This window comes from Mesorhizobium sp. P2_E9, assembly GCF_056403815.1.
Genome location: NZ_JBFUET010000008.1, coordinates 302,475 through 317,683 on the forward strand (window position 1 = coordinate 302,475; position 15,209 = coordinate 317,683).

Annotated in this window: 4 protein-coding genes; all 4 read right to left on the reverse strand. The window is 63.9% G+C overall.

The genetic code is table 11. The features are described from left to right. Nucleotides 1-46: 46 nt before the first annotated feature. Entirely contained in the window at nt 47-9,193 is a 9,147-nt protein-coding gene (locus AC1D05_RS16425) for an SDR family NAD(P)-dependent oxidoreductase (protein ID WP_477442064.1), read from the reverse strand. Between the two features lie 406 nt (nt 9,194-9,599). Further along, a complete protein-coding gene (locus tag AC1D05_RS16430; RefSeq protein ID WP_477442066.1) occupies nt 9,600-10,931 on the reverse strand; it encodes an HlyD family type I secretion periplasmic adaptor subunit in 1,332 nt (443 codons plus the stop codon). A 13-nt stretch (nt 10,932-10,944) separates the two neighbouring features. Further along, complete coding sequence (locus tag AC1D05_RS16435; RefSeq protein ID WP_477442067.1) at nt 10,945-12,774, reverse strand: type I secretion system permease/ATPase; 1,830 nt, start codon at nt 12,772-12,774, stop codon at nt 10,945-10,947. 87 nt (nt 12,775-12,861) lie between these two features. Then, nucleotides 12,862-15,209 (reverse strand): DUF5801 repeats-in-toxin domain-containing protein (locus AC1D05_RS16440; RefSeq protein WP_477442069.1); only part of this gene is annotated, 2,348 nt, incomplete at its 5' end.

A 15,209-nucleotide genomic window follows, 5' to 3' on the forward strand; every position in this document is an offset into this window, starting at 1 on the left:
CCGCTCCGGCTGTGCCGGCCCCTGCTATTCCTCAAGTGACGCGACATCAAACCGCCGACTGCTCGATGGACTCGACCGCCGGTTGCCCGGCCAGCAGCCGCTCGGCGATCTCCCGCAGAATTTCCTCGGCCTCGGCATGGTCATAGCCGAGCCTGTCGAATGTCAAGGCCAGGCCAAGGCCATCACCGGTCGGGAAGCTGCGAAAATCCATTTCGCTGATGCATGGTCTTTCCCGGCGCATGTCGGGCAGCGGCGTCACCTTGAACATGCCGAGATCGAGCTCGCCGGTGGCGTTGGAGCGCTGCAGGGGCGCCGACTGGGTCGCGCGCGTCCATTTGTCGACGGTGCGGCTGCCGACGACGAAGAGCGCGGTGTACGATCCCTTGGCGACGACGTCGTCATGGATTTCGCCAAAATAATTCGAATCCATGAAGGGCGCGAATTGGGTCGCCTCGTCGATCTGTTCTCCCAGTGCCGCAGCCAGCGCCTCCAGCGTCTCGGAGCCGGAGGGGCGCACGCGCACGGGCATGTCCGAGGCGACGAAATTGACGTAGTTCTCCAGCCGCCGGTCGTGGCGCAAGGCGGCAGGAATCTGCAGGATCATGTCGTCGACGCCGCCGCGCGCGGCGATCATCTGGGCGAAGGCGGCGATGACCATCGCCGTTTCCGTCGTGCCGGCGGCCTTGGCCCGCTTGCGCAAGATCTCCTGCTGATGGCGGGGGATCGAAAGCGACACTTCCGCGCCGAGGCTGCAATCGACCAGATCGACATTCGGCCGCTGCCCCTTCGCCTTGCGTCCAAGGTTCGGAATTTCCGGCAAGGGCTCGGCAAACACCTTGCGCAGGAAGGCGTCGCGCTGTGCGAACGAGCCGGGCCTGCCGACATGGTCGAAATCGCGGATGAACTGGTCGATGCCCATCTCGACAGGGTCCAGCGGCAGATCGAGATAGGCCTTGACGGATTCCTCCAGGATAAGCCCCAGCGAATAGCCGTCGAGGACGAGATGGTGGGCCTTGGCAACGATGATGTCGCTCTCGGCGCCAAAGCGCAGGATTGTTATGCGGAACATCGGCGCCCGGATGTCGATGCTTTCCTGCGCCAGTTCTCTCGCGCGCCGCATGGCCTCGGCCTCGTCGGCGACTTCCTCGACCGAGAAGAACTCCGTGGGTCGCCTTTCCAGATAGGCGCCGTACCCGGTCCCTTTCTGGAAGAAGCGGGTGCGCATCACCTCATGGCGCTCCATGATCCTTTCGATCGCACGCTTGAGGCGGCCGGTGTCCATCTGCGGCCGGATCTTGAGTTCCTTGCTGATGGTGAAAGCGATGCGCGCATAGTGGGTCGCCTCCGGATGCTCCTGGAATTGCAGCAACGCCATTTGCGTGCTGGTCACCGCGATTTCGCGTTCGACATTGGGTACGCCGTCGAGCGGCGAGCTCCTGGCCGGCATGGCCGGCGGCTGGCCGCCGGACCAGTCGCGGATGCTCCAGCGCGTCGTGTCGACCCGAAGCTGTCCGGGGAACCCGATCTGCGCGCCAAGTTCATCCAGACACGCGTCCAGCAGTTGCCGTGCCGTCGTCTCGTCAACAATTTCGAGATCGATGCTCAGCCGGATCAGGATGCCGGCATCGCGAACCGCCACGCCGAGTTGGATTTCGTGCATGCTGACCGGGACCGCATCGAGGCCAAGGGAAGCCCCTTGCCCGGTTTGGTCGTGCTCGACAAAAGCGAAGCCGAACTGGCGCAGCGCGATATGGCGCAGGCGCAAATCTTCCTCAAACGCCAGTTCCAGCGACGCCGTGTCCATCAGGCGGTGCGCGCGACCGTTGGTGTCGGCGCGCTCGATCTGTTTGAGAAGATCTGGGCGGGCTTGATCGGAGGTTCGCAGCACGATCGGATAAGAGCCGTCGAGCGGGCCAATCAGCCCATCGGGCGCTCCGTCTCCGCGTTCGCTGAACTGTCTGTCCAGGATGATCGCATCGACGGAGAAACGGCTGGCCAGCGCCTTGGCGTAGGCGGCCAGCAAGGCTGCGTCCAGCGTGCCCGACAGCGCGTCCTTAGCAAGCGTGGCTTCCAGGATCCCGACCTTGCCCCGGTTCGATCCCATGCCGGCGGGCGCCGAAGCCCGGCGGCGTCCGGGGATTGGCGCGATGGCGGGCGCGTTGTGGAGGACTTCCTTCCAGTAGGCGATGTCGCGGCGATGTCCGGCCGATCCCGGCTCAGCTTGCGTTGAGCGCACATGCTCGGCGAAGGTGTGGCCCGTTTCGGTCGCCTCGCCATCCTTTCGCAGCAACAGCGACAACAGGAGATGGACCGACGAGGCGTCGGCGGCGGCGCGATGCGCCCGCACCTGCAGATCGTGACCTCCGTCCGGGCGTGGCGATACGCCGACGCGCCACAACGGACCAGGCAGCGCAATGTCGCCCAGGCGGTTACCCGGCAACAGCGGTTCCAAGGCCGGCGGGGCATCGAAAGCGATCTCGACAGCGCCGGATGGCGATATCGCGCCTCTCATGCGAAGCGCATCGTTGTCCTCAGCCAAGCGAGTGAGGCGCGCCGACAGCGCCTCCAGCAAAACGCCTGAAACCACCTTGGCCTCGGCGAAAATCTGGTTGTCCGCCTTGGCGATGGTCGAAGACATGGGCCTGACGTCGAGCATGATCGCATGGACCTGCCGCCCCAGGGGGCGGAACGCCTCCATTGCAACGGCACCCTCCGATTTCGCCTGCGCGGCCGAGAGCTGCAGAGCCGCCTTGAGCTTGGCCTCGAATGCCGAGGCGACAAGACGCGACAGTCCGGCGATCGTCGGCGCCTGCAGGAACTTGGCAACGGGGATGTCGACCTCGACCTGAGCCTCGACGCGGTTCTTCAGCTCGAAGGATGACAGCGAATCCAGCCCGAGTTCGCTGAGCTTGCGGTCGTCCGCCAATGCAGAGGCCTCGACCTTCAGCACCTTCGCCACTTCGCGCCGGATCATGTCCGCGAGCAGATCGTTCCACGCTTCGCGTGGCGCCGCGATCAGCTCGGCCTGAATGCGTGAACGGCCGCCCGTGCGCTCGCCCAGCAATTGCGAAATCCTTGGATTTGTCGCCGCCCCGGGGTTCGTGCGCGCGATCGCCGCCCAGTTGAGGTTGGCAAAGCCAAGATTTTCGGACTTTGCGCGCAACAGATAGGCGAGGGCGTTGGCCGCCTCCGAATCCTGCACCGGCTTGATGCCGACGCTGTCGAGATAGTTGGTCATCGCCTCCGACCGGGCAACGAACCCGCTACCGGCGATCATGCCCCAGGCAGCCGAGGAGCCGGGCAGGTTGCGGCCCCTGCGATAGCTGGCGATGGCGTTGAGGACGGAGTTGGCCGCGGTGTAGTTGGCCTGTCCCGCAGAACCGATCACCTGCGCGATCGAAGAGAAGTTGGCCAGGAAATCCAGATCAAGGCCGTGCTTGACGGTCGCGACATGCAGGTTCCAGCCGCCGGCAATCTTTGGCCTGAGCACGCGGTCTATCTTGCCGGCATCAAGTTGCGAGACGAAGGCATCCTCGATGACAGCGGCGCCATGCACGATGCCGCGTAGCGGGTGCTCTGCCGCCGCATGTTCGCCGATCAACCGGTCGACGGCCACCGCATCGCTGACGTCGAGTGCTGCGCGCACGATCCTTGTGCCGCGCTGTTCCATACTCTTGATGGCCTCGGCCGCTTCGGCGTCGGGCATACCGCTTCGGTTGGCGAGGATCAGGGTGCCTGCACCCGATCTGCTGAGCCAGTCGGCGATGGCAACGCCAAAACCCTTGAGGCCGCCGGTCACCAGATAGGCGCCTTGGGCCGAGACATCGAATTTGCGCTGCAGGTCGAGTTCGACGTCGATCGCCGGCTCGTCGAATGTGACGACCACCTTGCCGATATGCTGCGCCCTGGACAGCATGCGCATGGCTTCCGCCACGCGCGATGCCGGGAAGCGTGTGGCTTGCAGCGGCCTGTAGGTTCCAGCAGTGACCTTTACCTCCACCTCCAGAAGCAGTTGCTTGAAGAGATCAGGCTTCTCGAGAGGAAGCGTCGAGAGGTCGATGACCGAATAGGCGTTGTTGCGATAGAGCGAGCGAAGGCCGATGGGCTTGTCGTCGGCGAGGTCGCGCTTGCCGATTTCGACCATGCGGCCGAACGGCGCCAGGCACTCGAGGCTCTTGTCGATGCCGCTGCCCGACAGAGCGTTCAACACCACATCGACGCCGCGGCCATGGGTCGAGGCCCGGATCTCGTCGGCGAAATCGAGCGCGCGCGAGTTCATCACTTCATCCACGCCCAATTGCTTGAGGAAGGCGCGCTTGATGTCGCTGCCCGCGGTGCCGAAGACCCTCGCGCCGCGATCCCGCGCGACCTGGATGGCGGCAAGGCCGACACCGCCCGAAGCGAGATGGATCAGCGCGGTCTCTCCGCGCGCCAGCCTGCCGACATGGTCGAGCGCATAGTGGGCGGTGAGGAAAGCCGTCGGCAAGGTCGCGGCGTCGATGAGATCGAGCCCGTCGGGCACGCGCATGACATAGTCTGCCCGAACCCTGGCGAAACGCCTGAGGTAGCCCTTGCCCATGCCCATGATGCGATCGCCGGGCTGGAGATTTGTCACGCCGGCGCCGACCTTGCTGACGGTGCCGGAAAACTCCAGGCCGAGGTTTCGCCAGTACGCCTCGTCATTCTCGAGCTCGTCCGGCAGGATGCTGGTCGCGGCCATGATGTCGCGGAAATTCAGGCCGACCGCGGCAATTTCCACCAGCGCCTCGCCGGAGCCCAGCTCCGGTTCGACCGTCTCGCGCAACACGATGTTGTCGATGATTCCGGGCCTGGTCATGGTCACAGTGAAATTCGACGGGTCGCGCCTCACGTCCAGTGTCCGTGACGACGGCGCCAGCTCCTGCAGGGCCAGCTGTTCCAGGCGCGGGACATAACGCTCGGCGCCGCGCAGCACGAATTCGGTTTCCGCCGTCTCTTCCAACAGGACGTCGCAAACCGCCGTTCCCGACAGCAGCGCGCTTTCGTCCACATCGAGAAGGCGAATGCTGAAGCCTTTGCACTCATTGGCCATGGTGCGGGCAACGCCGATCAACGCGCTTTCGCAGAGGCCCGAAAGCGGCATCGGCCCATCGCCCGCGACGAGCCGGCTCGCCGATGTGACGACAACCAGTTCCGGCCCCGGGCCGGGCGCGGCGGATAGCCGGTCAAAGACTTTTGCCAGCGTGATCAGCTGATGGACCACAGGCGTGATGGCGGCCAGAAGCTGTGTGCCATCGGCCATCTCATCAAGGGGCTCGGTGACGGCCGCACGGAACAGGATACCTGCATTGCCGTGCGATGCGCCGATGAAAGCCTGGATGGTCGCCTGGGCTTTGTCAGCATCGAGATCGAGGAATGGGATCGGGTCGGCCATTTCGACCGTCGCCCCGCGCCGGGCCAGTTCCGCCAGCGCCCCTTCGAGGCGCTGCCATCCATTGCCCACCACAAGCCATCGCGGGCAGCGCAGAGGCGTGGTCGCGGGTTTTGGCTCCTGCCTGATAAAATGCTCATCGAAGACGCTGGGGCCCGAACCGCCAGCCTGGTTCGTGCTCCTGATCTTGCCGAGTGCCTTGGTCTGCAAATCGTCTATGACGATCAGCGGCCGCCCCTCCGCCGAGAACACGCTGAAGCGCATTGTGTCCGGTTCGAAGCTCGGCTGGATATCGACGACGACATCGGCCGTCATCGGAGATCCCAGCAGGATCTTGCGCGCCCCTGTCGGCAGCCGCAGCTGATAGGGGGTCTTGTCCTCCTCGGCAGGCGGCAGCGGCTCACCGGGGATCCACAGGCCATCGCGACGGGAAGAGAGGCCGATACCAGCTTGCAGCACGGCATCGAACAATCCGGGAAACGCGAAATAACGCTTCGACAGTTCGGTATCCCGAGCCGTCAGCCTGGCGATGACCCGGTCGCCGTCGACCTGAAGGCCATCCAGCGACTGAAAGGTCGGGCCATAGTCGAGCCCATGCCGTTCGACGAGGCGATAGAACTCGTTCTTGTCGGTCAGGAATCGCCGATCCTGGAGAAGATCGTCCGGGGCGGGCGCAAGCTCGTACTGATGGCCGAAACCATAGGCCTCGGCACGGGTTCTCCAGCGGTCTTCCGACCCCCTGTGAAGCGTCGAGACGCGCAGCCGGCCGGCGACCGGATCAAATGTGGTTGAGAGCAGGATGGCGTCGTCTTCGGCGATGGAAAGCGCCTCATGCAGCTTGAAATCGCGCAGCTCCACCGCGGCGCAATCGAAATGGTCCCGCAACGCCGCGCCCATGATTTCGATGTAGCCGACGGCCGGAAACAGGCAGTCGCCGCCAACGCGATGGTCGACCAGGAATTTGAAACCTCGCAGCGTAATCTCGTTTGTCCAGGATGGCCCGGCCATGAAGTCGCGCCACCCGAGCAAGGGATGCCGGGGTGCTTCGAACAGGAAGTTCCTTGTCTCCTCGGACGTGTTCAGCAAATGCTGGTTGTTCCACGGCAGCTGCGGCGCCGACACAGGGCCGGCGGCTGATTTCGGCCGTTCGGGCTCGACCCCGGAGACATGCAGATGGCCCTCGGCGCGCGCCAGCGTCCAGAAATCGTCGGCGGCGCGATCGAGCGAATTGATCGCAAGAACGTCCGCCCCGCGTTCTTGGGCGATGCCGCGGATGAGCGGCGTCAGCGTTCGGTGCGGGCCGATTTCCAGGAACGCGTTGATGCCGTAATCCAAGGTGAAGTCCAGCGCCTTGGTGAAACTGACCGGCTGGCGCAGATTGGCCCACCAATAATCGGCGTCGAATTTCGTTTCGAATATGCCTGTCACCGTCGAGATGATCGGAAGCTTGCCTTCCTTCCAGGCAACCGGGCCAAGCTCGCCGAGGAACCATTCCTTGCAATCTTCCAGATGCGCGCTGTGCCAGCCGAAATCCATGGTCATGCGGCGCGCCGTTGCGTCGGGATAGGCCTCCGCGACCTCGGCCAGCACGCCAACCACGGCGTCTTCCATGCCGGCGATAGTCTGCGCGATCGGGCCGTTATAGGCGGCGATGACGACGCTGCCGTCGTCGGGCAGGAAGGGTGCAAGCTGCTCGACCGTCAGCCCGATCGTCGCCATGGCGCCGCGCCGCTCGCTCTTCAGCGGGATGAGACCACGCTTGGCGATGATGCGGGCCGCGGTCTCGATATCGATGACACCCGACACATAGGTCGCCGCGACCTCGCCGAAGCTGTGCCCGATCAGAAGCTCGGGGCGGACCCCTTTCTTTGTCCAGCGGTTGTAGAGCGAAATCTGCGTGGCGAAGATGGATGCCTGGGTCACATCGGCATCGTTGACGCGGGTCTTTGTTTCGTCGCGCAGCATTTCCTCCACGGTCGACCATCCGACCATCGGCTGCAGCACTTCGTCGAACATGTCGGCGGTGCGGCGAAACGCCGGATCTTCCTTCAGCAGGCGCCGGGCCATCGCCCACCATTGGCCGCCTTGGCCGGAGAAGGCGATCGCCAGGCGCCGACTGGAGGCACGGCCGGTGATGATGGTCGGGCCGGCGGGGCTCTGCTCGACCGTTCCGGTGGCGAGGTTGCGCAACTGCGTCCGCAACTCGGCATGCTCGGGTTCGACGATCAGTGCCGCGCGTTGGGTGAAATTGTCGCGCGCCTGGCGCAGATGGGTCGCCAGGTCCTCGACCGGGGTCTCCGCCAGGGAACCTCCGTCGTCGAGCGCATCCGCCAGGCGTTCGGCCCATAGCTGCAACCCGGTCGCGCTTCCGGCCGAAATCGGGATGGCGATGGGATGGCTGGTTTCGGCCGGCCTTGCCGTCCGCAAGGCACGCGCGGGCAGTCCGCCCCATGCTTCCACGGCAATGGAAGCGTTGGTGCCGCCGAAGCCGAACGAGTTGACCACCGCCAGGGCAGGGCGCTCGTGATGGTCGATCGGCGTCGGCTTTGTCGCGACGGTGATGTTGAGCGCATCGAAGGGAATGCTGGGGTTCGGTCGGTCGAAATTGCGGTTGGGCAGCACGATGCGATGCGACACCGTCAGCAAAGCCTTGATGAAACCGGCGATGCCCGAGGCCGATTCCAGATGGCCGAGATTGGGTTTGAAGGACCCGACAGGAAGCGGCTTGGATCGGCCGTTCACGCCGAAAACACGACCGATGGCCGTCGCCTCGATCGGATCGCCGACCGGCGTGCCGGTTCCGTGAGCCTCGACATAGTCGACATCGGCCGGATCGATGGAGGCGCCTTCCGTCAGCGCTTCCAGCATTGCCTGCTGGGCTTCGCCGCTGGGCGCCGTGAGCGTCGGTGTGTAGCCATCCTGATTGACCATCGAATGCCGGATCACCCCGTAGATCCGGTCGCCATCGGCGATGGCACGCTCCAGCGGCTTCAAAAGGACGAGGCCGCAGCCTTCGCCGCGAACGAAGCCATCGGCTCTTTCGTCGAATGTGTAGATGCCGCCGGTCGGCGAAAGCATGTTGGCGCCGGAGAAGGCGACAAAAGGTCCGGGGTCGAGCATGCAGTTGACCCCGCCGGCCAATGCCATGTCGCAGGTGCCCATGCTGAGGTGACGGACGGCCTGATCGATAGCGACAAGCGCCGATGAGCAGGCGGTGTCGAGGGCTATGCTTGGCCCCTTCAGATCGAAGCGATGCGAAATCCGGTTGGCGGCGATGGAGAAGGCCGAGCCGGTGCCGGCGAAGATGTCGCCGCCGCCGGCGCGCCCCCGGCGCAGGTTCTGTGCGAAATCATTGGTCGAGATGCCGACGAAGACGCCGGTGCGCACGCGTTGCAGGTCGGCCAGCGTGCAATCGGCGTCCTGGACGGCCTCGAAGGCAATCTGCAGCGCCAGGCGTTGCTGCGGATCCATCGATGTCACCTCTCGTGGCGACATGTCGAAGAAGCTGGGATCGAAGCCGAAGACGTCGCTGGTCAGGAAGCCACCCCAGCGAGAGCGCATCTTGCCCGGCGCGTCCGGGTCGGCGTCGTAGAAGGCGTCGATGTTCCAGCGATCCGCCGGGATATCGACGATGCCGCACTGTTTTTCCAGAAGAAACTTCCAGTATGAGCGAGCGTCGTGGATCGCCCCGGGAAAACGGCAACCTATGCCGATGACGGCCACCGCCTGCCGCTGGGTCGCAACGGTATCGTCTACGGCCTGGTCACCGCGATGGATATTCATTCAGCTGCCCCCGCAGATCATCTGCCGCGACCCGCCAAAGCCGCCTGTACATTTGAATTTCACTTCTTACGGCTGGCAAGCAGTCATAACCAACTATGCACTGGTCAATGATGCATTTTCAGACGCTGTGACATCTTTGGATCATGATTTGGATGATGCGCACGCCAGCGGCGGCAGCCAGCACTGGATGGCTGAGAGAGGATCGATGCTTCGACGACCTAATCCCGTCCTTCCAGGTTTGGTGAATCGAGGTCGCAATCGTCGGATGTCCCATCGCATGCCTGCGCGGGAACGCTTCCCCAACGATGTCAAAGGTGTGCGGGGTGCGGTGGTGGCGGGAGACCGCTGTTTTGGTTGTGTCCGGGCAGGCGCCCGGCCTGGGGTGCCTGGCTTGGGTCGCCTATGGTTATTTTTCCCGCATCGCCCGGCGGAAATTCTGCGTGATCGGCTCGGCGAGGTAGGAAAGCACGGTGCGGGCACCTGTGCGGATCATCGCCTCGCTCGACATGCCGGGCAGGAGCTTGCGGCCCTCCAGCTTGGTGAGTTCGCCCTTGTCGATCAACACGGTCGCGGCGAAATAGGGTGCGCCGCTGCGCTCGTCCACCATGCGGTCGGCCGACACGATCTCCACGACACCGTCGAGTGGCGGCAGGTTGTAGCGGGCGAAGGCCGGAAAACTGACGTGCGCGGGCTGTCCCGGAGCGATCGTCTCGACATCCTCAGGTTTGACCATGGCTTCGACCACGAGTTGTTGCCCGAGCGGCACGATCGTCATCAATGTATCGCCGGGTTTCACGACACCGCCCGCTGTGTGGACCTTCAGATCCATGACGATGCCGTCAACCGGTGCGACGACATCGGTACGGGTAAGCACGTCCTTGGCGGAACGCTCCTCTTGTCTCAGGTCAAACAACTCCGCCTCGACCTTGCTCAACTCGTCCACGGACTCGTTCAACCGCACTGTGCTGAGGTTCAAGATTTGCATGTCGATCTCGGCCATGGCGCTTCTGGCACGGGCGATCGCCGCGATGTTGGTAGCGCGCTCCCCTTCGATCTCCTGCTGTTGTCGTCTGAGCAATAGGTTCCGCTCGCGGGTGGTCAGCCCCTTCTTGAGCAGACTCTCAAGGTCTTTGGTCTCACCCTCGATCGCTTCGATCTGCTTGTCTTTAGTGGCGATAAGCTGCTCCAGTCCCGTTGTCTCTTCCTTGGTCTGGCGACGGCGCTGGTTGAGAATTTCCTGCTCGTCCGCCAAGTTGTGGTGTTTCGCCGCGAACACGTCACGCTGTGCGGACACCGCGTCCTTTACGGCGGTGGCGGGGTTTGCGAGCAACGCCGGATCGAACTCGATCTCGGCCTTGCCGTCACGCTCGGCCCTGAGACGCGCGGCCAGCGCCTCACGCGTTGCTATCCGGTTCTGGATCAGGTCGAGCTGCGCCTTTGCCTGCGTGTCATCGAGCCGGATGAGGACCTTGCCCGCCTTGACGACGTCACCGTTGGCGGCGTTCAGCTCCGCGATGATGCCGCCCTCGAGGTGCTGGATGAGCTTGCGGTCGCCGGCGACCTTGACGACGCCCTGCGCCACCGCTGCGCTGTCCAACGGGGCCAGGGCCGCCCAGCCCCCGGCCACGCCGAAGAACAGGAACATGATCGCGAACCCGGTATACTGCACGGCCGTGAGACGCAGGGGTACCGGTTCCTGCAGGGAGGGTGGCGGGACGGGTAACGGCACGACGTTCATCGCTGTTCTCATTTCATGCCTGGTTCGCCACGACAGCCGTGCTCAATGGGCTTTGACGCGACGTAGTTTTTGAAGGGGGACGTGGCCCGTTGCCGGCGCCGATCACGGTGGCGGAGATTTCCGGCATCGGACTCGCCGGCACCTGAGTGACCTGGCGGATGCGCGCGGAGAGTTCATTGAAGACATAGTCTCGTGAACCGAAGAGGTCTTGCTGGCCCCGGTTGAGGACCAGTATCTTGTCGACCTTCTCCATCATGTTGGCTCGATGCGCGATCAGGATGATGGTCGCGCCCGCCGCCTTGACCGCGCCGAGGGCGGCGATCAAGGCTTCCTCACCGTCGCGGTCGAGGTTGGAATTGGGCTCGTCCAGGATAATGAGTGGCGGGTCGCCGTAGAGTGCCCGCGCCAGCCCGATGCGTTGGCGCTGGCCGCCCGACAATACCGCGCCGGATTCGCCGATCTCGGTGCCGTAACCCTTCGGCAGTCCTTTGATCAGTTCGTGAACTCCCGCCAGCTGCGCGGCCTTGACCACGTTGTTGAAGACCGCCGGGTTGATATTGGCGAAGCGGCAGATGTTTTCGGAGACCGTACCAGCGAAGAGCTCGATGTCCTGCGGCAAGTATCCGACATAGTGACCGCGATCCTCCGCCGCCCATTGGGCGACGTCCATGCCGTCTAGCAACGCACGTCCCCCGGATGGGCGCCAGGCACCGGCCAGTATGCGCGCCAGGCTGGTCTTGCCGGCTCCGCTCGGGCCGATCAGCGCCATGGCTTCACCCTGATTGAGCCGGAAGCTGATCCCCTTCAGGATAGGCTCGCCACCCTGTCGGGCCAGCACAAGGTTGTCGGCTTCGAACCTGCCTTTCGGTCGTGGCAGCGGCATAACCGGCGTGGCCTCCCGGTGTTCTCCGGCGACCGCGGTGAGGCGCTTGTAAGCGGCGCGCGCTCCGACCGTCGCTTTCCATGTGCCGATCGCCTGCTCGACCGGGGACAGTGCGCGCCCCATCAGGATCGAGGCGGAGATCATGATGCCAGGGGAAGCCTCGTTGCGAAGCACCAGGTAAGCGCCAAGGCCCAGTATGGCCATTTGCAAGGCCAGCCGGTGGCAGCGTGCGATGGCCGCGATGACGCCGCCACGGTTGGCGGCAAGAACCTGTCCCTTGTTTGCCTCGTCCTGCTGCGCCTTCCAGCCTTCCAGCAGAGGCTTCAACATGCCCATCGCCTGGACGACCTCGGCGTTGCGGATCGCCGCCTCGGCCTGCACATAGGCCCGCGACTGTGCGTTCGCGGCCTCGGTCAACGGCTTGCGCGTGAGGTATTCGTTGAGCACCGCCAACGCAAACAGGACGATCCCGCCGCACAGCGCCAACCAGCCCAGCCAAGGGTGCATGAAGAATATGGCGACGAAAAACAGCGGTGCCCAGGGCGCGTCAAGGATCGGGAAGATGCTGGGGCTGGTGAAGAAATTGCGGACTTGATCCAGGTCGCGCAGCGGGCGGGCATTGGCGTGACCGGGCGCCGAGGCGGCATATTCCACCGATGCTGTCAGGAGAACCGGTCCCAACCGCGCGTTCATCCACGACCCGACGGTAGCCAGCAGACGCCCGCGCACCACCTCCAGCCCCGCCATTGTCACGAGTGCCCCTGCCGCCATCAGCGACAGCATCACCAGCGTCTCCAGGCTATGGCTGGACAACACCCGATGATAAACCTGGAGCATGTAAAGGGCCCCGGTCAGCATCAGCACGTTGATGCCGCCGCTGAACCAGACAAGCGGCCGGAGGGCGCGCCTGGCCTCTTTCATCACCACCTGCAGGGCAGGGGGCTGTTGCTTGGTTTTCATCGTTTCTATCTCTGCGTGCGGGATGACATATCGTGCAACAGATCGTGGGTACGGGGGCAGCATTTGGCTGCCCCCGTTGGTCAAGTGTCAGGCGACGTCGACAAGTATGTGCTGGAACAACGGCGACGTGGGCGTCGTGTCGCCGTCCGCGTCCGCGACCCGGAAGGCGAAGTCGAGGTGGGCATCCGGCGTCGTCGTCTGCGTCGAGGTGAAGCCGATGTCGGTGATCTTCAGCACGTCGTTGTCGGTGGGGTCCCAGTTCTGTAGAGCGAAGGTCGTGCTACCACCACCGGGGCCGGTCGCCCGCTGCAGGTCGATCGCCGTCGGCGTCTCCTGAAGGCCGGCTAAGTTCGGATTACTATCGGGGCCGGTGAGACCGTTACCAGACTGCATGATCTGGACACCCTGAAGCACCCAGTTTTCGCCTGCACCGTTGTAGTCGTTCCTCTCGACGATAACGAGACCGTCGTTGTTGTCGAGCGGGAAGTCGGCAGCGTAGGCGGTAGGTACCTGCCCTGTCTTGAAGATGTCGGCGTTTGAGACGTACATCGCCTTCGTGGTAAACGTGTCGGCGGCGGTGCCTGTGCCGCCCGCGATCCCGTCGGTACCGAAATTGACGAGGTTGAGGATCAGCATCAGGTCCTCGCTGTTGCCGATACCGTCGAACTTGATTGCCATATCGTTGGCCGTCTGGTTCGGGACGTTATTGGCGCCGTCGTCGGTGATGATGCCGGGGCTGTGGTCGAAGAACCGCAACGTCAGCAGCTCACCCTTCTGGATCGTGTCACCGGCAACCCCGTTCGTGGCTTGGGTTGCAGAAACCCAATCCTCGAAGTTGCTGCTGATCTGCTGGCCGGCATTGAAGATGGTGTCGTTAACACCGCCGACAACCGGATTGCCGTCACCCGTCGCGTTGAACCCGAAGGGGCTCCCGTTGGGGTTCGAGTTACCGGTGAACTGCACGAAGAAGTCCCGGTCGGTCTGATCGGTCGTGGTGCTGGCGTCGAAAAGCTTCTCCACCACGATGTTTGGGTGACCGACGTTGCTCACCGGCTCCTTGGACAAGAGCTCAGAGGTGTGCAGGATGTCCTTGGTGAAGCCCTCGACCGTGTCGTTCAATGTGATGGTGTAGGTGTCGGCAACTTTGTTGAAGACAAGGGTGCCACCCGCCGTGGCCGTCTGGTTGCCAGCCGTGTTCGGGTCACTATCGTACGAGATTTGCCAGTTGAACGTCGCCGAGGTGGCGCTTTCCGACTGGAGCGTCGCGAACGAGCTGATGAACGGGGTCGTGCCTGGTGCCGGCACAAGGCCGGTGAGATTACCGGTGAGCCCGATCTGGATACCGGCAAGGGCACCGTCGGCATCGACGAAGTCAGAGTGCGTGGCGTCGTAGAACGAAGCCGGGCGGCTGTCCGCACCGATGTCATACCCGAAGTTTCCGGTGGCCGACGCGTTGAGCGTGTTGGCCAGAGTCTCGGGAGTCCCGGGAGTGCCGCTCTGGTCACCGTCGAAGGGCACCGTGATCGTCGGAGCATCGTCCTTGAAGATGAGGTTCGTGCCGATGTTGAGGGTGGCCGATGCTTGGTCGCCGTCCTTGTCGGTGATGGTCGCGGTGAGCTGGACCAGACTGTCCGCGGACAGTGTCTTGCTGTCGTCGGGGTCGTTGGCGTCCGGATGCACCACCGCCCGGATCTGGTCGAGGGTGACGGCGCCCGCGGCGTTGACGGAGACCGTGAACACGAGGTCGTGGCTGGTGGCGGTTCGGCCTTCAAGGACGGCGCCATTGAGCGAAAGGACGACCGCCTCATCGGTCAGCGTATCGACCAGCCCGGTTACGCCGGCATTGAAGCCCAGCGCATAGGTTAGCGTACCGGCCCCGTCTGCGCCGAAGGTCGAGCTGAAGCTGGTCACAAAACTCTGCGTGGCGTCAGGCCCCAGCACGGTCTCGTCGACGGTCAGCGTCGGCTCCGTGCCGGTTGTCGAAATGCTCGGCCCGTCATCCTTGAAGATGAGATTCTGGCCGATGTTGAGGGTGGCCGGTGCGTGGTCGCCGTCCTTGTCGGTGACAGTCGCGGTGAGCTGGATGAGATTGTCCGCGTTCAGCGTCTTGCTCTCGTCCGGGTCGCTGGTCGGATGGACCACCGCGCGGAGCTGATCGAGGGTGACGTTGCCCGAGCCATCGACGAAGACCGTGAACACGAGGTCGTGGCTGGTGGCGGTGCGGCCTTCAACGACGCCGCCATTGAGCGAGAGGATGACCGTCTGATTGGTCGCCGTGTCGACCAGACCCGAAGGGCCTGCCACGGCGCTTAGCGCGTAGGTCAACGTGCCGGCCCCATCGGTGCCAAAGCTGGAGATAAAGTTGCCTGCAAAGCTCGCGTGGGCGTCCGTTGTAAGAACCGTCTCGTCGACGGTCAGCGTCGGCTCATTGCCGG

Excerpts from the sequence above, each read along its gene's own strand:
- AC1D05_RS16425 (WP_477442064.1), bottom strand. The coding sequence starts at position 9,193 with ATGAATATCCATCGCGGTGACCAGGCCGTAGACGATACCGTTGCGACC.
- AC1D05_RS16430 (WP_477442066.1), bottom strand. The coding sequence starts at position 10,931 with ATGAACGTCGTGCCGTTACCCGTCCCGCCACCCTCCCTGCAGGAACCG.
- AC1D05_RS16435 (WP_477442067.1), bottom strand. The coding sequence starts at position 12,774 with ATGAAAACCAAGCAACAGCCCCCTGCCCTGCAGGTGGTGATGAAAGAG.